Source organism: Candidatus Puniceispirillum marinum IMCC1322 (assembly GCF_000024465.1).
Classification (GTDB): Bacteria; Pseudomonadota; Alphaproteobacteria; order Puniceispirillales; family Puniceispirillaceae; genus Puniceispirillum; species Puniceispirillum marinum.
Map to the genome: position 1 here is coordinate 941,214 of NC_014010.1, position 18,890 is coordinate 960,103.

The following is an 18,890-nucleotide window of genomic DNA, read 5'->3' on the forward strand; positions in this document are numbered from 1 at the left end:
GCTTTACCCGTAATGGATCCCTATGATGACTGACATGCCAGAACAGCACCGCACCGATAAAACAGTGGATTTCGACCTATTTGTCATAGGTGGCGGAATCAATGGATGCGGCATTGCCCGGGATGCCGCAGGACGCGGCATGGCGGTCGGTCTGGCCGAAATGAACGATCTGGCCTCGGCGACATCTTCGGCATCGACGAAATTGTTTCATGGCGGGCTTCGCTATCTGGAATTTTTCGAATTCAGGCTGGTGCGCGAAGCCTTGATCGAACGCGAAGTGCTGTTGGCGGCGATGCCACATATCAGCTGGCCGATGCGCTTTGTACTGCCCTATCACGCCGAAATGCGCTTTGAAGGAAATACGCCACTATCAACGCTATTGGGTGGGATCATGCCCTGGATGAAAGGACGCCGGCCAGCCTGGCTGATCCGGCTGGGACTGTTCATCTATGATCATCTTGGCGGGCGCAAGATTCTGCCGCCGACAAGAACTGTTAATCTGACCCAAGATCCGGCGGGAGCACCGCTGGATGATAAATTTTCCAAAGCCTTTGAATATTCGGATTGCTGGGTCGAGGATTCGCGGCTGGTGGTGCTGAATGCCCGTGATGCCGAACAACGTGGCGCACAGATCATGACACGTACCAAGGTCACGCTGGCCGAACGCGGCATTGATGGCTGGATCATCCATACCGAAGATCGCGATAGTGGTACCCGTCAGCGCTTTACCGCGAAAGCGCTGGTCAATGCGGGGGGGGCGTGGGTGGAACATATCATCAATAATACCGCACGGATCAATTCAACCGACGGGTTGCGGCTGGTTCGTGGTAGCCATATTGTCACCCGCAAGCTGTATGATCATGACCGCTGCTATTTCTTTCAAGGCACCGATGGGCGCATCTGTTTTGCGATTCCCTATGAAGATGATTTCACGCTGATCGGCACAACCGATGTCGATCATGACGATCCTGACGAACTGCCCGTTTGCACCCCCGCAGAACAAACCTATCTGCTGGACTTTGTCAGTGGCTTTTTCAACCGAACAATCAGCGATGATGACGTTGTCTGGAGCTATGCTGGCGTGCGCCCGCTTTATAATGATGGCGCGGCCTCGGCAACAGCGGCAACGCGGGATTATGTTTTGCGGATCGATGCCGCAGATAAGATACCGCTGTTGAATGTATTTGGCGGCAAGATCACCACCTATCGCAAGCTGGCGGAATCGGCGATGGCCGAACTGACCGCATATCTGCCCGGGTTGAACGGGACAGCGGGCAACTGGACCGCGCGGGTGACTTTGCCTGGTGGCGATTTTCCAGTTGATGGGTTTGATGATCTATGCGCCATGATCGGGACAAAATATGGCTTTCTGGGTGATAAGCATGTGCGGCGGCTGGCGCGAGCCTATGGCACCGACGTATTTGATATGCTGGCTAGCTGTGGCACTCGCGCCGATCTGGGGACACATTTCGGGGCGGATATATATGCTGTCGAACTGGCCTGGAGCGTCGCGCATGAATGGGTTCGATCAGCCGAGGATTTTGTCTGGCGGCGCACAAGGCTGGGTCTCAAACTCGATGATGCACAGATCAAAGCGATAGATCGCTTTATCACCAAGACATGCAAGAATGCCCGCAGGCCTAAAATCTATGCTGACAGCTAATATAATCACTGGCTGATAGCTAAAACGCTGCCAAAGGGCTTCCATGCAACCCGTTACCCTGCTAGCCTTGATTATAGATAGAGGATCATGCCATGCCAGATAGCAATCACCCAACTAGCAATCACCCAACTAGCAATCACCCAGACAGCGATCAATCAAACAGCGATCAACGTTACAGCCATATTGACGTAACGCCCTTTGCCCCGAATCTGGGCGCAGAGATCCGCGGCATCCAGATCGCCGATGGGGTGAATGACGAAGAATTTGCCGAAATTCACCACGCCTTTCTGGCGCATCAGGTGCTGTTTTTCAAAGACCAGAGGGAAATCACCCCTGAAGCGCATATCGATTTTGGCAAACGCTTTGGCCCCTTGCATGCGCATCCAGCCGCCCCGACCATGGCAGGCTATCCCGAAATTTTCGAAATTCATGCGCATAAAGATTCTAAAGTTGCCAATGGAGAACATTGGCATTCGGACGTATCATGCGATACCGAGCCACCGCTTGGCACCTTGTTGCAATTGCATATCCTGCCACCTTGTGGTGGCGACACGATGTTCAGCGATATGTATGCGGCCTTTGACGATCTGTCGCCGACGCTGCGAGCGATGCTGGACGGGTTAACCGCAACGCATGAATCCGAGCATTTCTATCGTGGGCGTTATGCTGATCGCGGGCGCAAGGATGCGGATATATCCTATCCAGTCGCCACGCATCCAGTTGTACGCACCCATCCCGAGACCGGACGCAAGGCGCTTTATATCAACCGTACCTTTACCACAGGGATCAATGAACTGAGCGCCGCAGAAAGCGATGCTATGCTGGGCTTTCTGTTTTCCCATATCGAGCATGTCAATTACCAGATCCGATTCCGCTGGGCGCTAAATGATATGGCATTCTGGGATAATCGTTGCTGTATGCATAGGGCGATCTGGGACTACTGGCCAGAAGAAAGAAAAGGCCGACGGGTGACTGTAAAAGGTGATATACCAGCCTAGTTAACAGGCATAATTATAGCCATATACGTCTTAGATTATATCATTAAAGGAGATCGATGTTGGATCCTATCATTTCGGTAGCCCAGCTTAACAAGACCTATGATTCAGGCACAATCGCGCTTGATTCAGTTGATCTTGATATCAAGGCCGGCGAGATTTTGGCCCTGTTGGGGCCAAATGGTGCCGGAAAAACAACACTGATTTCAATGATTTGTGGCTTGCTATCGCATACAAGCGGTCATGTGAAGGTTGGTGGATATGACGTCGTGGCCGACTATCGCAAGGCGCGGACTCTGATCGGGCTGGTGCCACAAGAAGTCATGCTTGAGCCGTTTGAAACTGTCGATAGTACGGTGCGTTTTTCACGTGGCCTGTTTGGCTATCCGCCCGATGCCGGGTTCGTAGAAACGGTATTGCGGCAATTATCACTTTGGGATAAGCGCGATACGCAGATAAAGGAGCTATCCGGCGGCATGAAACGCCGTGTGTTGATTGCCAAGGCACTGAGCCATCATCCAAAGGTGCTGTTTCTGGATGAACCCACCGCCGGCGTCGATGTCGAATTGCGCAAAGATATGTGGAATGTCGTTGCCGATCTGAAAGCGCAAGGCGTCACAATTCTGCTGACAACGCATTATATCGAGGAAGCCGAGGCGATTGCCGATCGTGTGGCGGTGATTGCCAAAGGCCAGATTTTGCTGGTTGAAGATAAAGATGCCCTGATGAAGCGGATGGGCACCAAGGAACTTCACATTCAGCTTCAGGACACGATCACCGCGATACCTGATAGCCTGCATGCCTATGATCTTAGCATCAATGACGATAAAACCGGTTTGATCTATAGTTATGACACCAAGGCAGAACGCACCGGTATCACCAGCCTGCTCTCGGATATTTCAGCCGCTGGCCTTGTTTTGCGCGACTTGCAAACAGCACAAAGCTCGCTTGAAGATATCTTCGTTGATCTGGTAAAGGATTAGAGGCATGAATTTCCAAGCTGTAAAAGCCATCTATTTTTTCGAAATGGCGCGCACATTCAGGACATTGGTGCAAAGCATCATCTCGCCAGTGATTTCGACGGTGTTATATTTTGTCGTGTTTGGCACGGCGATAGGCACACGGATGGAATCGATCGACGGTGTCGAATATGGGGCTTTTATTGTACCCGGTCTGATCATGCTGTCCGTATTGATGCAAAGCATATCGAATGCGTCATTCGGCATCTATTTTCCCAAATTCATCGGCACCATTTACGAACCGCTATCGGCGCCTGTATCATTTTTGGAAATCACCACCGGCTTTGTCGGGGCGGCGGCGACTAAATCCCTGATGATCGGTATCATCATTCTGGGCACTTCATTTCTGTTTGTGCCGGTAAAAATTCTGCATCCAGTATGGATGATGAGTTTTCTGGTGATCACCTGTATTTCATTCAGCCTGCTGGGTTTTATTCTGGGCATATGGGCACGCAGTTTTGAACAATTGAATCTGGTGCCGATGCTGATCATCACGCCTTTGGTGTTTCTGGGCGGTAGCTTCTATTCAATCGATATGCTGCCTGTGTTCTGGCAAAAAGTGACGCTGTTCAATCCGGTTGTTTATCTGGTATCGGGGTTCCGCTGGTCATTCTTTGGCGTTGCGGATGTACCTGTGGCACAAAGCCTGATTGCCATCGGGCTATTCAGCGTGCTGTGTATCGGTATTATTTCATGGATGTTCCGCACCGGATACCGGCTGAAGAACTAGCCTGTATCCGCATTTATCTAGTATCTAGGGGCGCAACATCACCAGCGTCACACAGATCAAGATGGTACATAGGCATAACATAAACGGGATTAAGCAGACCTGAAGCACCATATCCATGCCCGTGACATCGCCATAACATATTTTGATCCGGCGGCGTAGAAATGCCCTTATGGTCTGACTTTTTTCATGTTCAAACCGCAACATCAAAAGTGGCAAGGCTATGTAAATCAGTAGAAAGCCTATTGCGATCACCAGCATGAATCGCACTTCTGTATTCGCCCAAAATGTCATGACATAGGTCAGCATCATAACGATTAAACAAGCCGCAAATGACTGGATGATGATGGCGTGAAAGCTGTGTTTCATAGCCGTAGCACGGGCACCTGCTTTTCTGGCAATATCATTGCCGTCATCATCATACTGGCTGGTCAAGAATGCCGCAGCACGGCGGCGCGCCTTTTGTTCTGCCATCGCTACCTCCTTTAGCAATGTTTGATACGCCCTTGGTCTTAAGGCTAGGGGGTTCGGTTTCTTATAGCGTTATTGACATTAACCATTTTTACCAAATAAAATGTATTTAAAATACATTAAATAATGACAACCCTATCCGAAAACGGCCAGAGGTGAAAAGATGCGACTCAGGTTACAAACAGATTATGCCTTGCGTGCCTTAATGTGCCTTGCCGTCAATACAGAACGGCGGGTCATGATTTCCGAAATCGCAGAACAGCAATCAATTTCTAAAAACCACCTGATAAAGGTCATTCACCGGTTAACTGGACTTGGCTTTATCAATAGCCAACCTGGGCGGTCTGGTGGTTTATGGCTCAGCCGTCCAGCCGCGCAGATCAATATTGGTGATCTGATACGGCAACTCGAAGCCGATAGCGTTTTTCTGGATTGTTTTGAGGGTGGTGCGGGTAGATGCCGTCTGATCCCGCAATGCCAGCTCAAAGCCGTGCTGGCGGATGCGCTGGATGCCTTTTACGCTGTTCTTGACCGCTTTACATTGGCACAGGTTACATCGAGGCCAGACGAATTACGCGCATTATTGGCATTTGCCGGAACCGATAAGCGCTAGCTATCAGCCATCGCCAAAGCCGGATATGCGTGTTTCACCGGATGTCAAACCAGAAGCCTGTGGCATTATCAGAATGCTAGCCAACAAAGGCACGTTCGACGACAAAGCTGCCTGGTTTATTGTTTGCGCCTTCGACAAAACCTGCGGCCTCAACCAATTTGCGCACATCCTTTAGCATCGCCATGGATCCACAAATCATCACGCGGTCATGTTCGGGATCAAGCGCGGTAATATCAAGATGCCGGTAAAGCGAACCATCTTGTAAAAGTGTAGTGATACGTCCAGTCAAAGGATGATCATCACGTGTCGTGCTGGTTATCAGATGTAATCTGTTAGCTGCCAGTTCGCCCACAAGCGGATCATCCAATGTTGCGGCCACGGTGTCCTGACTGTAACGGAGTTCGTCATTATAACGACAGGTATGCGTGGCGAATAATGTATCAAATTTTTCATAGGCTTCGGGATCGCGGATCAGTGATGCAAAGGGCGCGAACCCCGTACCAGTTGAAATCATCCATAAGCGTTGGCCCGGAAGCAAGGCATCTAGCACCAATGTGCCGGTAGATTTCTTGCGCATCAGGATGGTATCACCAGGCACGATATTCTGCAGATGTTCGGTCAATGGGCCACCAGGCACCTTGATCGAAAAGAATTCAATCGTTTCATCCCAAGATGGGCTGGCTATCGAATAGGCACGAAACACGGACTTTGCACCAGTTACTGCCTCGGGCAAGCCAATCATGACAAATTCGCCAGACCGGAAACGGAAACTGGCAGGCCGTGTGATGCGGAAACGAAACAGATGATCAGTATAATGTTCGACTTCGGTAACGGTCTCGGCAAACATATTATCGGGTATCGGCGTCGGTGCCTGCACATCTGACTTCACATCTGCCGAAAAGCTGTTCTCTGTCATAAGTTCATCTCGTATATTGGGCTGTCAATCTGGCTTATGTATAGGGCTAGCTTATCACGTGCAATGTAATATCAAAACTTTGCAAAAATTTTGTCATATCCAGATATAAACAAAAAAATCACGCGCCATGAGCCAGCTAAAGAAAATGACTAGGCGTTATGCAGCCATGCAAGCGAGGTGTCTGTCGCCCCATCCGGCTTATATTCAGCACCTAGCGGTGCCGTATAACCAATCGAGGCCAGATGCGCATAGATATGCGGGTAATGTATCTCACCATGATCAGGGGCACCACGATCCGGAACAGCGGCAAACTGGATATGGCCAATAATCGGCAACAGATCGCTGAGTTTAGTGGTGAGATTCCCTTCAAGACGCTGAATATGATAGCAATCAAACATCAGTTTGAGATTAGGCGCGCCAACCTCGGCAATGATGGATGCGGCCTGCGTCGTTGAGTCCAGAAAATAACCTGGCGCGTCATAGTGATTAAGCGGTTCTATCAAAATGGTGATGTCATGTGGGGCGGCGGCTGTGCACGCATAATTAAGATTGGCAATGAAGCAGTCATGCGCGGCCTGACCGGTGGCAAAACCAGCCATGACATGAATGTTCGCGGCCTTGATCGCAACCGCATAGGTGATTGCCTCGTCGATGAAAGCGCGTGCATCATGTTCGCGGTTGGGGAGTGCCGCAACGCCATTTTCACCAGCATCCAGATCACCACGCCGCGTGTTCAGCCCCAGCATCGATAGTCCGGTTTCAGCCAAGGCGGCGGCAACATCTTTGGCAGGCACATCATAGGGCCAGTGACATTCAACAGCATCAAATCCAGCCGCGGCGGCAGCGCGGATCGCGTCGGGCAAGGGCACATCATGCCATAGAAACCCAAGATTGGCGGAAAACCGCGCCATCAATCCCACGCAACATCAGAATGTGTGACGATATCAGTGATCTGGGCAGGGTTCAGCATACGGACATTTACCCCGCGCATAAGACAGGCAAGACGCGCCGGATCAAGACGGCAAAAGCTGGTGCCGGTCGGGGATAAACGCAAACCACCATCACTGGTGCGTGCCGAAATATACTTAGAGTCAGCCATATGCCTACCCATGTGGTCATTTATCAAAGCAATCGTAACAAGCCTGTTTTAGCCTAGCCCGCGGCAAATGACGATCCCAAAACGCCAGCCTTTGGACATTAGGGCTTTAGGTGCGCCGCCATCATTATATCGAATACCCCAAAATCGATATCAGCGACAAGCCAACCACACCAATCAAACATACGGCCATAAACAGATTGATCCGGCGCTGGGCTGTGCCGGTGATATCAAGACTGCGCAGACGATGGCCTGCATAAAGCCAGCCAATATGAACCGGAATCCAGATCGCATTCAAAATCAGCAATTTGATAATGGTCTCGGTCAGAAAGGAATCCGGATAAAAAGCAAACCCCGAGAAAAAGGTCGTGTTCACCGCATAGGCTTTGGGGTTTATCAACTGTAACATGATGCCGGCAAAAATTGCTGGCGGTTTGGTCGGATTGATGATCGCAATGCGGGCACCGGAAAAAGCGATCTTGGCCGCCAGATAGGATAAATACCCCGCCGAAAGAACTGCCAAAGCGATGCGGATAACCGGAATATCCAGCATGATTGCCGCCAGTCCCGAAATGACAAGAAGGCCAACCAGATTGCTGCCCAGAAACAGCCCTGTCACATAACTTATGCCAGCACGCATACCATAGGCGGTGCCAACACCTGCTGTACTCAACACACCGGGCCCGGGCGTAATCAAAAGCAGAAAGACAGCGATCACAAAGCTAAGCACAGGGTTTCCAATTCAGGCAATTCATTCACACTGTGAACATCAGAGGATCGAAGAGAGATATTTAGCCAATATACCTATTCAAAAGTAGTAATAATTGAAAGCTTGGTTACATTAGATTATCGGCAAAAGTTAAGTCAGGATAGTTATTATGACGCTTTTAGATGAAAATCGGTTGCTGCCGCATGACCCTGCGGGGCGGAGCATAGCCAGACGGTTATATGACAGCGTCAAAGATACACCCATCATCAGCCCGCATGGGCATGTCGAACCGGCATGGTTTGCCACGAATGAGTGCTTTTCAAACCCTACCGCGTTGTTCATCACGCCAGATCATTACATTGTCCGGATGCTGGTTTCGCAAGGTATAACCCTTGATCAACTGGACATTCCCCGCAAAGACGATACAGGCAATACCGAACAGGCTGACCCTCGCGCGGTCTGGCGTATTTTTGCTGCGCATTATCACTGTTTTCGGGCAACGCCCAGCCGCATGTGGCTGGATCATGTTTTTGAGACATTATTCGGTCTTGATGAGGTTTTAAGCACGGATAATGCCGATGCTTATTATGACCAGATTGCCGCCTGTCTGAGCCAAGACGCATTCCGCCCGCGCGCGCTGTTTGACCAGTTCAATATCGAGGTGATCGCCACCACAGAAAGCCCGCTTGACCCGCTGGAATCGCATCAGGTGATAGCCGCGTCAGACTGGAACGGACGGGTTATCACAACCTATCGGCCCGATGCCATTATCAACCCGCATGCTTCGGGCGTGAATGACGGTAGCTTTGCCGCCGCCATTGAAGCGCTTGGCGAACTTTCCGGCCTGCCCGCAACCACATGGGATGGCTATCTGGGTGCGCATCGTGACCGGCGTGCCTATTTCCGTAGCTTTGGCGCGACCGCAACCGATCATGGACATCCAACCGCCTATAGCACGGTGCTGGATCAAGCCACGGCGGCAGCGCTGTTCGACAAGGCATTACAAAGCAAGATCAGCGCAGACGAAGCCGAAACATTCCGTGGGCATATGCTGGTTGAAATGGCGCGAATGAGCTGTGATGATGGCATGGTCATGCAGCTTCATGCCGGATCGCATCGCAATCACGCGCAGCAGATATTTGATGATTTCGGCGCTGACAAAGGCTTTGATATCCCGATGCGTACAGATTATGTGAACGGGCTGAAACCGCTATTGAACGAGATGGGACATAATCCAGCCTTCAAGATGATCCTGTTCACGCTTGATGAAACAACCTTGTCACGCGAGTTGGCCCCGCTTGCTGGTGCCTATCCAGCTTTATTACTGGGGCCCGCATGGTGGTTCTATGACAGTCCGGACGGCATGCGGCGCTATCGCGAATTAACCACCGAGACTGCCGGTTTCTATAACACTGCCGGTTTCAATGACGATACGCGTGCCTTCTGTTCGATTCCGGCACGCCATGATGTTTCACGGCGGGTTGATTGCGCCTATCTGGCCGATCTGGTGATGCGCGGACGGCTAGGCGAAGATGAAGCCGCCATTGTGGCGCATGATCTGGCCTATGGGCTGGCGAAAAAGGCCTATAAATTATGAGCCAAACAGCAAAAGATTCACGCATAAAGCCACCTATTCGTATTGTGCATCTTGGCATTGGCGCGTTTTTTCGTGCCTTTGGTCTTGCCTATCTTGAAAGGCTGAATGCAACGATAGCGTCACCAGAACAGCGTTATGGCGTGATGGGTGTCAGCTTTCGATCGGCGGCTGTGCGCGACGCCCTTGCGGCGCAGGATTTTACCTATACAGCACTGGAACGCGGCAAGGATGGTGATATAGCGCGGTACATTACCAGCCTATGTGATGTGGCGCTCAGCACCGAAGAACAGGCGCGTATTCTGGCGCAAATGGCCGATGAGGCGGTGAGCATTGTGTCACTGACCATAACCGAAAAAGGCTATTGCCATCATAATGGTGCGCTTGATCTGACGCATCCGGCGATCGCGCATGATATCGCCAATCCGGAAGACCCAATATCGGCACCAGGCTATATCGTTGCGGCATTAATGATGCGGCGTGATGCAGGCATTGCGCCCTTTACATGCCTGTCATGTGATAACCTTTCGGATAATGGGCGGTTACTGGCGCATGTGGTGATCGAACTAGCCGAACGGATTGATCCCGAACTGGCGGCATGGATCAAGGCTGAAGTGCGCTTTCCAGTCACCATGATCGACCGGATTGTGCCCGCAACGACAGATGCTGACCGGGCGCATGTCGCCACAATCATCGGGCATGAAGATCACGCCCCCGTTATCCATGAAGCGTTCAGCCAATGGGTTATCGAGGATGATTTCGGGGTTCTTGGGCGACCCGATTTTGGTGCCGTCGGGGCGCAGATGGTTGCTGATGTCGCCCCGTTTGAAAGTATGAAGCTACGCTGTCTGAATGGCAGCCATACGGCATTGGCCATTCTTGGCAGCCTGCATGGCAAGGCAACAGTAAGCGACGCGATCAGTGATCCGGCGTTGTCTGATTTCATCGATAGTTTATGGCATCATGAAATATGCCCCTCGGTTGATGTGCCAGACGGGGTTGAAATTGCCGACTATTGTCAGGCTCTGCGTGATCGTTACCGTAATTCAGCTATCGTGCATCATACGGCGCAAATCGCAAATGATACGTCCAAGAAATTGCCGCCGCGCATTCTGGCACCGATAACGGATAATCTGCGGGCAGACCGGCCTATCTCAAGCCTGTGCCTGATACTTGCTGGCTGGATGTTTTTTGTAGAATCTGAATATTTGTCAGGGCATATAATCAATGACCCGATGGCTGATAGGTTTATTGCGATCATTGAGGCGGCGATAGATGACGATGCCTATGTGACAGCAATGCTAAAAATAGACAGTATTTTCAACGCGGATTTAATCCGCCATGATGTAGTTGTTAAGACCATCAAGAGCTGGTACCGGCAAATTGAGGCAGATGGCATTGACGCATGTCTGCGCATTGCGGCAAAGGAGGCACAATGATCGAGTCATGGCGCTGGTTCGGCCCGTTGGATAAAATCAGCCTACCTGAAATCACGCAAACAGGCGCATCGGGAATTGTGACAGCGTTACATGATATTCCCTATGGTGAAGTCTGGCCGGTTGAGGCGATTGCCGCACGCCAGAAGATGATTGCCGATATTGGCTTGCTGGACTGGATGGTTGTGGAAAGCTTGCCTATTCATGAACGCATCAAGCGTGGTGAAGGTGATCTGAGCCCGCTATTTGCCACTTACCGACAATCGATGGCCAATCTGGCTACCTGCGGTATCACTACGATCTGCTATAATTTCATGCCGCTACTTGATTGGACGCGCACAACATTGAATGCGCCCGTACAAGGGGGTGGCACCGCCTTGCGTTTTGACCGTCAAGACATGGCCGTATTCGAGATATTCATGCTAGAACGCATTGATGCCGAAGCCGATTATACGCCAGATATCATTGATGCGGCCAAGCGTCATTTTGACCAGATGCAACCGCATGATAAAGACCATTTGCTGGCCAGTATCATGGCCGGATTGCCCGGTGCCTATGATCGGTATTCAATCAGCCAGCTTCGCGATGAGCTAGTCAAATATAAAGATATCGACCATGCCAGCTTGCGGGCAAATTATAGCCGCTTTCTGCATGAAGTCATTCCCACAGCCGCCGAGCTGGGCATGCGGCTATGCGTGCATCCCGATGATCCGCCGCGCGATATTCTGGGGCTGCCACGCATCGTATCCACCCATGCCGATATTGCATGGATACTCGATGAGGTCGATGACATGGCAAACGGGCTGACCCTATGCAGTGGATCACTGGGGGCTAATCCCGATAATGACGTGCCACAGATTGCCGCCGCATTTGCCGAACGGATACATTTTGCGCATCTGCGGAATGTCAGCATTGATGATGACGGATCATTCCAGGAAGCCGCCCATCTGGATGGTGATGTCGATATGGTGGCACTGGTCAAAATATTAATGGCAGAAGAACAACGTCGCTGGCAAAATGGACGCGCCGATCACGAGATTGTTTTTCGCCCCGATCATGGACATGAATTGCTGTCAGATATCGGACGCGGCACGCATCCCGGCTACCCCTTGATCGGGCGTATGCGCGGGCTGGCCGAATTACGCGGCATTGTGCGTGCATTGGCGCATGGGCAAAAGGATTAGGCCATAATGAAATTATGTCTTGGCATTGGTGAATTAATGGTCGAAATGGCACCCACCCAGACGCCGGATTTATGGCAACGTGGTTATGCCGGTGATGTGTTTAACAGCCTGTATTATGCACGCATGATGATGCCCAATGACTGGCAGGTGGCGTTTCATACCGGCCTTGGCACCGACCAGCTTTCAGATGACATGATCGACTTCATGGTCAGCCATAATATCATCTGTGATAATATCCCCCGGATTGAACACCGAACCGCCGGACTCTATATGATCCAGCTACAAGATGGTGAAAGACATTTCAGCTATTGGCGCAATGACTCTGCCGCCCGCCTGATGATGCGTGATCCCAAACAACTCGCCGATAAGCTGGCAAAGGCACAATATATCTATCTGTCAGGAATTAGTCTGGCGATCCTGACAGCCGATGAGCGCACTGACTTGCTGGATTTGATCAGATCCACCAAAAACGCCGATAGGACAGTGTTTTTCGACAGTAATATCCGGCCAAAATTATGGGCAAGCCCAGATGAAATGCGCGCGGCTATCACCGAGGCCGGACGGATTGCCGATATTGTTCTGCCAAGTCTGGAGGACGAGCAAGCCACCTTTGGCGATACTGATGATACCGAGGTGGCCGCCCGCTATCTGGCATGGGGAGCACAAGTGGTGATTGTCAAAAATGGCACCGCGCCAGCCTTGTTTGCCACCACATCAGGACATAAGCATATTGCACCCATGCCTGTTGACAATATGCGTGACAGTACCGCCGCAGGCGATGCCTTTAACGGCGCCTTCATGGCGCGGCTGGCAGCAGGCGACAAAATGGATGATGCGATCGTGGCCGCGCATAAATGCGCCGCCATCGTGGTTACACATATCGGCGCTCTGGCACCAAAAGATTTATTTACTAATGCAGATGGCTAGTTCAGGCTATGTGTAGTCAGTGATCAGCAAACTCTAAGCAAAATCAGTCATTCAACATTGGATATTCTTTACAGGTAGTGAGGCGAAACATGAAACTTGTACGTTATGGCGAGATCGGTAGCGAAAAACCCGGGCTGATTGATGATGAAGGCAAGATCCGCGATCTGTCAGCGCATATAGACGATATTAATGGTCATATGCTGTCGGATGCCAGCCTTGCTAGATTGCGTTCACTTGATCCGGCATCCCTGCCACTGATCGAGGACGATCAGCGCTTTGGTGCCTGTGTAAATGGAGTTGGAAAATTCATGTGTATCGGGCTGAATTATTCGGATCATGCCGCCGAAACCGGCGCCGAGATTCCAGCGCATCCGATATTATTCATGAAAGCAACATCTGCCATCACCGGCCCCGATGACAAGGTGATGATTCCGCGTAATTCACAAGCTACCGACTGGGAAGTCGAACTGGGCGTGGTGATCGGCACGGCGTGTAAATATGTCACGCCAGATCAGGCGCTCGATTATGTTGCTGGCTATTGTGTGGTTAATGATGTTTCGGAACGTGATTTTCAGGCCAAGCTGACTGGTCAGTGGACCAAGGGCAAGTCATGCGACACGTTTGGCCCGATTGGCCCCTGGCTGGTAACACGTGATGAAATAGACGATCCGCAAAATCTTGATATGACGCTGGATGTGAATGGCGAACGCCGCCAGACTGGCAATACCAAAACCATGATTTTCAGCATTGCCGAATGTATTTCGCATCTTTCGCAGTTGATGACCCTGCATCCGGGTGATGTAATTTCAACAGGCACCCCGCCAGGCGTCGGGCTGGGCATGAAGCCTGAGCCTGTTTATCTGAAAGAAGGGGATGTTATGGATGTCTGGATTGATGGGCTAGGCCAGCAACGCCAAACCGTTGGACAGGATGCCTGATAATCTGACCTTTGATGCAAATGATTGAAAGACGACAATGACCGCTATGCTGCTGATCGGTGGGGCAACCCCCATCATGATGGATGAATTTCATCGCCATTTCACCGTGCATGTCTGGGATGACATTGCCGATAAGGACGGTTTTCTGGCCAGTCATGGCGCCGATATTGCCGCTGTGGCTACGAATGGCCATGATGGTGTCGCGCCAGATATCATGGCCGGGCTTGGCAATCTGAAGATCATATCCTGCTATGGTGTCGGCTATGACGCGATTGATACCAGCGTCGCCACTGCGCGCGGGATCATGGTCACGCATACGCCCATTGTGCTGAATAATGATGTCGCCAATACAGCGATCATGCTGATGCTGGCGGTCAGCCGCCGCTTGGTTCATGACCATGATTGGGTCTGTTCGGGACGCTGGCAAGAGCAAGGCAACGCGCCGCTAACCCGATCAATCGAAGGCGCAAAGGTCGGTATCTTCGGGCTTGGCCGGATTGGCCAGACGATTGCCCGCAAGCTGGGCGCATTTGCATGCGACATTGCCTATCATACGCGCACCGAAAAACCCGATTTGCCCTATCGCTTTTATGATGATCTGACAGCCATGGCAAAAGATGTCGATTATCTGATTGCAATCACGCCGGGAGATGCCTCTACCTATCAGAAAATCAACCGTGAGGTCATTGACGCGCTGGGGCCTGACGGCACTTTGATTAATGTCGGGCGCGGTTCGGTTGTCGATGAGGACGCGCTGGTGGCAGCCCTCGAAGACGGGCGGCTTGGCGGTGCCGGTCTTGATGTGTTTGCCAATGAACCGCATGTGCCGCCTGCCCTATGCAAGATGGATAACGTAACGTTGACGCCGCATGTGGCTAGTGCCACGGTTGAAACGCGGCGCGCGATGGGCGATCTGACAATCGAAAATCTGCTACGTTTTTTCAATGATGGTAGCGTCACAACGCCCGTACCCGAATGTGCGCATATGAAAGTGGCACCCCTTAGGCCACAATAGCCCTAGGCCGCACAAGCCCCAGGTTTCAATAGCTTCATAAGCCGCAAGCCCCATACCCAAAGCCCGCATGATAACCACATCTAAATGAGCGGGGTGATCGCGGCAAGTATCCGGTCAATGACAGCGTGTTTGCTGGCATTTATGTCGATATGACTGGCAGCTTCGTGACCATCCGGCACCTCAAGAGCGGCGAACTGGCTATCGATCAAATGCAGTGGCATGAAATGACCATCGCGGGCGGCCATACGCGCAGCGATCAACAAGCGGTCAGCATCAAGATAGATGAAATGTAACGGCATCCCTGCCCGGCTGGTCAGATATTCCCGATAGCATCTGCGCAAAGCCGAACAGCTGATAAAGACAAGACCCGAAGGGATAATCATCTGCGTCGCCAGCGCATCCAGCCATGGCCAGCGATCTGCATCGGTTAAGGGGATGCCTGCGGCCATTTTGCCGATATTGGCAGGAGGATGATAATCATCGGCATCGATATAGGTCGCATCCATGCGATCAGCCAGCATGGCGGCATAGGTTGACTTGCCACTAGCCGTGACACCCATCAAGATGAAAAGCCGAACCGGAATTTGTAGCATCGCTAGGCTTTCGTCCTTTCCAACAGCAGGTCACAAAATAGTCAAGCCATCATATCTTGCATCGCTGAAAACTTGCGAAATCGAATATATAGCCAGACTTGAACGGTTATATAAACAATCATCGGGATAAGCATTTGTAAAATCGCGGCAATGCCAGCCTGTGATCGACTGCCACCTGTAGCGCGAATCACCGCCTCTAGCGTCACCGTGTTCACCCGGCCAGCCCCAATAAGTAGGGTTGGTACATAAAGCGCAATAGAAACAGAAACACCTATAAAAATTGAAATTGCCAAAGGATAAGCCAGAAGTGGCAATTTTATATGAAAGAAACGATAGTACGCATTTTTTCCAAGGGTCGCCGCCACCTGATCAAATCGTGGATCACAAAAATCAAAGGCAGGTCGTAGAATCAACCATATATAAGGCAAAATAAACAAGGCATGAACCCAGATCAGCGCTACCCATGTCCCATCAAGGCGTTGCCAGCTAAATAAAATCTGCAAGCCAAATAGAAAGCTGATCTGCGGTACCAACAAAGGTAGGTAAAGGGGTAAATGAAGCCAGCCTGAAAGACGATTTTTGTGATGAAATTGTCGAGGTGTAAGTTCGCACACCGCCATGACAACAATCAATGCAAGACCAGTTGCCGAAAAGGCCAGTAGCACACTGTTTCCCAGCAGTGGAATCATGTCAACAGCGCTAACCCAATGTTGCATTGTAAAAGAATTCGGCATAGCCGCGGGAAAAAACCACGAACCAGCAATCGACCAAAGAAGAATTGCTAAAAACCCAAGAACCGCAAGTACCATTGGCAATAATCCAATAGCAGCCAAAATCGGCAGCAAGCGGTCTGCAATCAACAATCGATAGCCGCTATTTCGAAAATGCCGGAACAAGTGGCTTATAATAATTTCACCCATTTGCCACAGTAAAATGGCCAAAATCACCACAGCTAGTTGAAGACAGGCACCAAATGACACCGACAAACGTGTTAATAAGTCACTATGGTCAATAGTCTGGAAAATTAGAACGGCCAGCGGTGGAGGCAAGGTTGGTGCCAATAACAGCGCCATGTCAACAACCGATAAGCCGTAAACCAGAACCGCTGCCAAAGGTAATCGAATATGTCGATAGACGAGTGGTAAAATTAAAAATAGCCAGCATGCTGCTCGTCCATATCCAAGGCTGACACCTGCCCGAATTAATCGCGTTGTCGGCAAGGTAGCCAAAGTCGTCATCCCAACAATAATCAAAAATGGAATTTCCTTGGCAAGCAAACCTAATATTAAGCTCATCCCATAGGGATCGGGGAACCACGCAAAAAGGGGCGGTCTATCAAAGCCTGTTAGATTTGGCGAAACAAGCCGCATCAACCAGCCTGATGGCGTAAGTAAAAAAAGCATGCCAATAGCGACGGTGCTGTGTGGAACAGATATGAGGGGGCCAAGTAGGCGACGAAGATATCGCATCAACCGATTTTCGGCACAGGTCGCTAACACAACAAAGCTGAAAAAAAGCGCCAGAACAGTCGCCGTAATACCTGTAAAAAAAGATAGTAAAATGGCAGACGATAGGCCAGGCGTTGAAATAAAACGTCTTGCTGGAGCCCATGAAAACCCACCCTCACCAAAGGCTGGAAAAAATCCAACACTCGGCAGGATAACACCAATTAGGCCAACTAAAACCGGGCTGCAAAACAGAAAAAGACACCCAGCCATCAAATAAGGCCTATTATGCGTTATAGTAGAAACGGCCATGGGCTAAAACCCAGAAGCGTAACGGCTTTTCCATGCCTCCTCTAGTCGAGACACCCAAGAGGGATGAGGCTCGGCAAGAGTATTTGCAAGATCCGACTCACTCAATGTCGCCACCCCTCGCGGCACTGCAGCTAAGGCTGTCATATCTGCAGTTGATAATTTATTAGGGGATAATACCATTGGATCACCCCATATACGGGGGTCTGATTTACGGATTTGTGCCTCAGGTGATAACATAAAATCGGCAACAACACGCGCCGCCTGAGGTGCCGAAGCGTTAAACGGAATAGCCAGGAAATGCACGTTTGCTAGCGTGCCGACATCATGAATATATGTGCTCACTGTTGCTGGCAACTCACCCTTTTCAATTGCGGCAGATGCATCTGCTGGATTAAAAGACAGGGCAATGTCAATTTCACCATCACCAAGGAGTTGGCGCAAAGCTGTATAATTTGCCGGATATGTAGAGCCTGAGCGCCATAAATGCGGCACGGCATTATCAAGCCAATCCCATAACGGTGCGGTGACGCTTTCAAAATTAGCTGTATCAACTGGAGCATATAGCGGTGTTTTATCGACTGTCAGTTCAAGTAAAATTTGCTTTAAAAAGGACATCCCAACAAAATCGGTTGGGTTAGGAAACGTAAAACGTCCAGGGTTGGCTCGAATATAAGCCAATAGCTCTTGTGCCGACCGGGGTGGCGTTAATAAACGTGCTGTATCATAAGCAAAAACCAACTGAGCCCGCCCCCAAGGAGACTCCTTGCCTTCGGTCGGTTCGGCAAAATCATATTTAATGGCGGGTAACGATTCTGCATCGGTAAACTTCCAGCTTGGCAGCGTTTCCACCCACGGCATAGGTTGCAAAAGTCCAGAACGTTTCATGACAGCAAAATTGGCACCATTAATCCAGATGATATCAATGGTGCCATCATTGACTCTGCCAGCGGCCTTTTCAGCTAGGATGCGTGAAACAGCAGTCGCAGTATCGGCAAGTTTCACATGCTTTAGAGTAATATCATATCGGCTCTTCACCTGTTGTCCGGCCCACGCGATATAGGCATTAATCTTATCATCACCACCCCACGCGTTGAAATAAACTGTTTGTCCTTTTGCCGCGCGAATGGTTGTAGTAAAATCTTCACCCAATACAGGTATAGTGGTCGATACAAGTAGAATGAAAAGTCCAGCAAGAGAAATAATCAAACGCATGAAAAGTTGCTGAAAACGGCATATT

18 protein-coding genes and 1 pseudogene are annotated in these 18,890 nt (G+C 50.6%); 11 read left to right on the top strand and 8 right to left on the bottom strand.

Annotated elements, in window-relative coordinates:
* The first annotated feature begins 22 nt into the window (after nt 1-22).
* The 4 genes from glpD (at nt 23) to SAR116_RS04575 (ending at nt 4,407) form a co-directional block, all read left to right on the top strand.
* A complete protein-coding gene (gene glpD, locus SAR116_RS04560; RefSeq protein ID WP_013045764.1) occupies nt 23-1,663 on the top strand; it encodes a glycerol-3-phosphate dehydrogenase in 1,641 nt (546 codons plus the stop codon).
* Between the two features lie 92 nt (nt 1,664-1,755).
* Complete coding sequence (locus tag SAR116_RS04565; RefSeq protein ID WP_013045765.1) at nt 1,756-2,661, top strand: TauD/TfdA dioxygenase family protein; 906 nt, start codon at nt 1,756-1,758, stop codon at nt 2,659-2,661.
* Between the two features lie 59 nt (nt 2,662-2,720).
* On the top strand, nt 2,721-3,641 hold the full coding sequence (locus SAR116_RS04570) for an ABC transporter ATP-binding protein (RefSeq protein ID WP_238531193.1): 921 nt from the start codon (nt 2,721-2,723) through the stop codon (nt 3,639-3,641).
* Between the two features lie 4 nt (nt 3,642-3,645).
* The gene (locus SAR116_RS04575) at nt 3,646-4,407 is read left to right on the top strand and encodes an ABC transporter permease (protein WP_013045767.1); all 762 of its coding nucleotides are present in this window, start codon (nt 3,646-3,648) and stop codon (nt 4,405-4,407) included.
* Between the two features lie 24 nt (nt 4,408-4,431).
* On the opposite strand, the gene SAR116_RS04580 is transcribed toward SAR116_RS04575, so the two are convergent.
* Complete coding sequence (locus SAR116_RS04580; protein ID WP_013045768.1) at nt 4,432-4,878, bottom strand: hypothetical protein; 447 nt, start codon at nt 4,876-4,878, stop codon at nt 4,432-4,434.
* Nucleotides 4,879-5,038: 160 nt separating this feature from the next.
* Between SAR116_RS04580 and SAR116_RS04585 the strand changes: the two genes are divergently transcribed.
* Nucleotides 5,039-5,488: an RrF2 family transcriptional regulator gene (locus SAR116_RS04585; protein ID WP_013045769.1), complete on the top strand. Its 450-nt coding sequence runs from the start codon at nt 5,039-5,041 to the stop codon at nt 5,486-5,488.
* A gap of 76 nt (nt 5,489-5,564) precedes the next feature.
* Here SAR116_RS04585 and SAR116_RS04590 read toward each other — a convergent pair whose 3' ends face one another.
* The 4 genes and pseudogenes from SAR116_RS04590 to SAR116_RS04605 all read right to left on the bottom strand — a co-directional run bounded on the left by SAR116_RS04590 (nt 5,565) and on the right by SAR116_RS04605 (nt 8,230).
* Nucleotides 5,565-6,404: a ferredoxin--NADP reductase gene (locus SAR116_RS04590; RefSeq protein WP_013045770.1), complete on the bottom strand. Its 840-nt coding sequence runs from the start codon at nt 6,402-6,404 to the stop codon at nt 5,565-5,567.
* A 149-nt stretch (nt 6,405-6,553) separates the two neighbouring features.
* Nucleotides 6,554-7,315, bottom strand: a complete 762-nt coding sequence (locus tag SAR116_RS04595) for a hydroxypyruvate isomerase family protein (protein ID WP_013045771.1) — start codon at nt 7,313-7,315, stop codon at nt 6,554-6,556.
* 86 nt (nt 7,316-7,401) lie between these two features.
* Nucleotides 7,402-7,485, bottom strand: a pseudogene (locus SAR116_RS13955) (aldolase); the annotation flags it as partial.
* A gap of 142 nt (nt 7,486-7,627) precedes the next feature.
* On the bottom strand, nt 7,628-8,230 hold the full coding sequence (locus SAR116_RS04605; RefSeq protein ID WP_013045773.1) for a LysE family translocator: 603 nt from the start codon (nt 8,228-8,230) through the stop codon (nt 7,628-7,630).
* 148 nt (nt 8,231-8,378) lie between these two features.
* Between SAR116_RS04605 and uxaC the strand changes: the two genes are divergently transcribed.
* The 6 genes from uxaC (at nt 8,379) to SAR116_RS04635 (ending at nt 15,303) form a co-directional block, all read left to right on the top strand.
* Nucleotides 8,379-9,806 carry a glucuronate isomerase gene (gene uxaC / locus SAR116_RS04610; protein WP_013045774.1) on the top strand — a complete coding sequence of 476 codons (1,428 nt, stop codon included), beginning with the start codon at nt 8,379-8,381 and terminating at the stop codon, nt 9,804-9,806.
* Complete coding sequence (locus tag SAR116_RS04615) at nt 9,803-11,242, top strand: mannitol dehydrogenase family protein (RefSeq protein ID WP_013045775.1); 1,440 nt, start codon at nt 9,803-9,805, stop codon at nt 11,240-11,242. The genes uxaC and SAR116_RS04615 overlap by 4 nt, the downstream gene beginning before the upstream one ends.
* On the top strand, nt 11,239-12,423 hold the full coding sequence (uxuA, locus tag SAR116_RS04620) for a mannonate dehydratase (RefSeq protein WP_013045776.1): 1,185 nt from the start codon (nt 11,239-11,241) through the stop codon (nt 12,421-12,423). Before SAR116_RS04615 ends, uxuA begins: the two co-directional genes overlap by 4 nt.
* Before the next feature lie 6 nt (nt 12,424-12,429).
* On the top strand, nt 12,430-13,350 hold the full coding sequence (locus SAR116_RS04625; protein WP_013045777.1) for a sugar kinase: 921 nt from the start codon (nt 12,430-12,432) through the stop codon (nt 13,348-13,350).
* Nucleotides 13,351-13,439: 89 nt separating this feature from the next.
* Nucleotides 13,440-14,288 (top strand): fumarylacetoacetate hydrolase family protein, encoded by an 849-nt coding sequence (locus tag SAR116_RS04630; RefSeq protein WP_013045778.1) that lies wholly within the window; start codon nt 13,440-13,442, stop codon nt 14,286-14,288.
* Between the two features lie 37 nt (nt 14,289-14,325).
* Nucleotides 14,326-15,303 carry a 2-hydroxyacid dehydrogenase gene (locus SAR116_RS04635; protein ID WP_041860761.1) on the top strand — a complete coding sequence of 326 codons (978 nt, stop codon included), beginning with the start codon at nt 14,326-14,328 and terminating at the stop codon, nt 15,301-15,303.
* A gap of 80 nt (nt 15,304-15,383) precedes the next feature.
* Here SAR116_RS04635 and SAR116_RS04640 read toward each other — a convergent pair whose 3' ends face one another.
* Genes SAR116_RS04640 through SAR116_RS04650 form a run of 3 tightly spaced genes read right to left on the bottom strand, consistent with a single transcriptional unit; the run spans nt 15,384 to nt 18,865 of the window.
* On the bottom strand, nt 15,384-15,896 hold the full coding sequence (locus SAR116_RS04640; protein ID WP_013045780.1) for a gluconokinase: 513 nt from the start codon (nt 15,894-15,896) through the stop codon (nt 15,384-15,386).
* A 41-nt stretch (nt 15,897-15,937) separates the two neighbouring features.
* Nucleotides 15,938-17,614, bottom strand: coding sequence for an ABC transporter permease (locus SAR116_RS04645; protein WP_041860762.1), 1,677 nt, complete (start codon nt 17,612-17,614; stop codon nt 15,938-15,940).
* Nucleotides 17,615-17,656: 42 nt separating this feature from the next.
* Nucleotides 17,657-18,865 (bottom strand): ABC transporter substrate-binding protein, encoded by a 1,209-nt coding sequence (locus SAR116_RS04650; protein ID WP_041861156.1) that lies wholly within the window; start codon nt 18,863-18,865, stop codon nt 17,657-17,659.
* Nucleotides 18,866-18,890 lie beyond the last annotated feature (25 nt).

Coding starts and splice junctions, on each gene's coding strand:
- SAR116_RS04585 (WP_013045769.1), top strand. CDS start 5,039: ATGCGACTCAGGTTACAAACAGATTATGCCTTGCGTGCCTTAATGTGC.
- glpD (WP_013045764.1), top strand. CDS start 23: ATGATGACTGACATGCCAGAACAGCACCGCACCGATAAAACAGTGGAT.
- SAR116_RS04615 (WP_013045775.1), top strand. CDS start 9,803: ATGAGCCAAACAGCAAAAGATTCACGCATAAAGCCACCTATTCGTATT.
- SAR116_RS04650 (WP_041861156.1), bottom strand. CDS start 18,865: ATGCGTTTGATTATTTCTCTTGCTGGACTTTTCATTCTACTTGTATCG.
- SAR116_RS04645 (WP_041860762.1), bottom strand. CDS start 17,614: ATGGCTGGGTGTCTTTTTCTGTTTTGCAGCCCGGTTTTAGTTGGCCTA.
- uxaC (WP_013045774.1), top strand. CDS start 8,379: ATGACGCTTTTAGATGAAAATCGGTTGCTGCCGCATGACCCTGCGGGG.
- SAR116_RS04565 (WP_013045765.1), top strand. CDS start 1,756: ATGCCAGATAGCAATCACCCAACTAGCAATCACCCAACTAGCAATCAC.
- SAR116_RS04575 (WP_013045767.1), top strand. CDS start 3,646: ATGAATTTCCAAGCTGTAAAAGCCATCTATTTTTTCGAAATGGCGCGC.
- SAR116_RS04635 (WP_041860761.1), top strand. CDS start 14,326: ATGACCGCTATGCTGCTGATCGGTGGGGCAACCCCCATCATGATGGAT.
- SAR116_RS04595 (WP_013045771.1), bottom strand. CDS start 7,315: ATGGCGCGGTTTTCCGCCAATCTTGGGTTTCTATGGCATGATGTGCCC.
- SAR116_RS04590 (WP_013045770.1), bottom strand. CDS start 6,404: ATGACAGAGAACAGCTTTTCGGCAGATGTGAAGTCAGATGTGCAGGCA.
- SAR116_RS04580 (WP_013045768.1), bottom strand. CDS start 4,878: ATGGCAGAACAAAAGGCGCGCCGCCGTGCTGCGGCATTCTTGACCAGC.
- uxuA (WP_013045776.1), top strand. CDS start 11,239: ATGATCGAGTCATGGCGCTGGTTCGGCCCGTTGGATAAAATCAGCCTA.
- SAR116_RS04640 (WP_013045780.1), bottom strand. CDS start 15,896: ATGCTACAAATTCCGGTTCGGCTTTTCATCTTGATGGGTGTCACGGCT.
- SAR116_RS04625 (WP_013045777.1), top strand. CDS start 12,430: ATGAAATTATGTCTTGGCATTGGTGAATTAATGGTCGAAATGGCACCC.
- SAR116_RS04630 (WP_013045778.1), top strand. CDS start 13,440: ATGAAACTTGTACGTTATGGCGAGATCGGTAGCGAAAAACCCGGGCTG.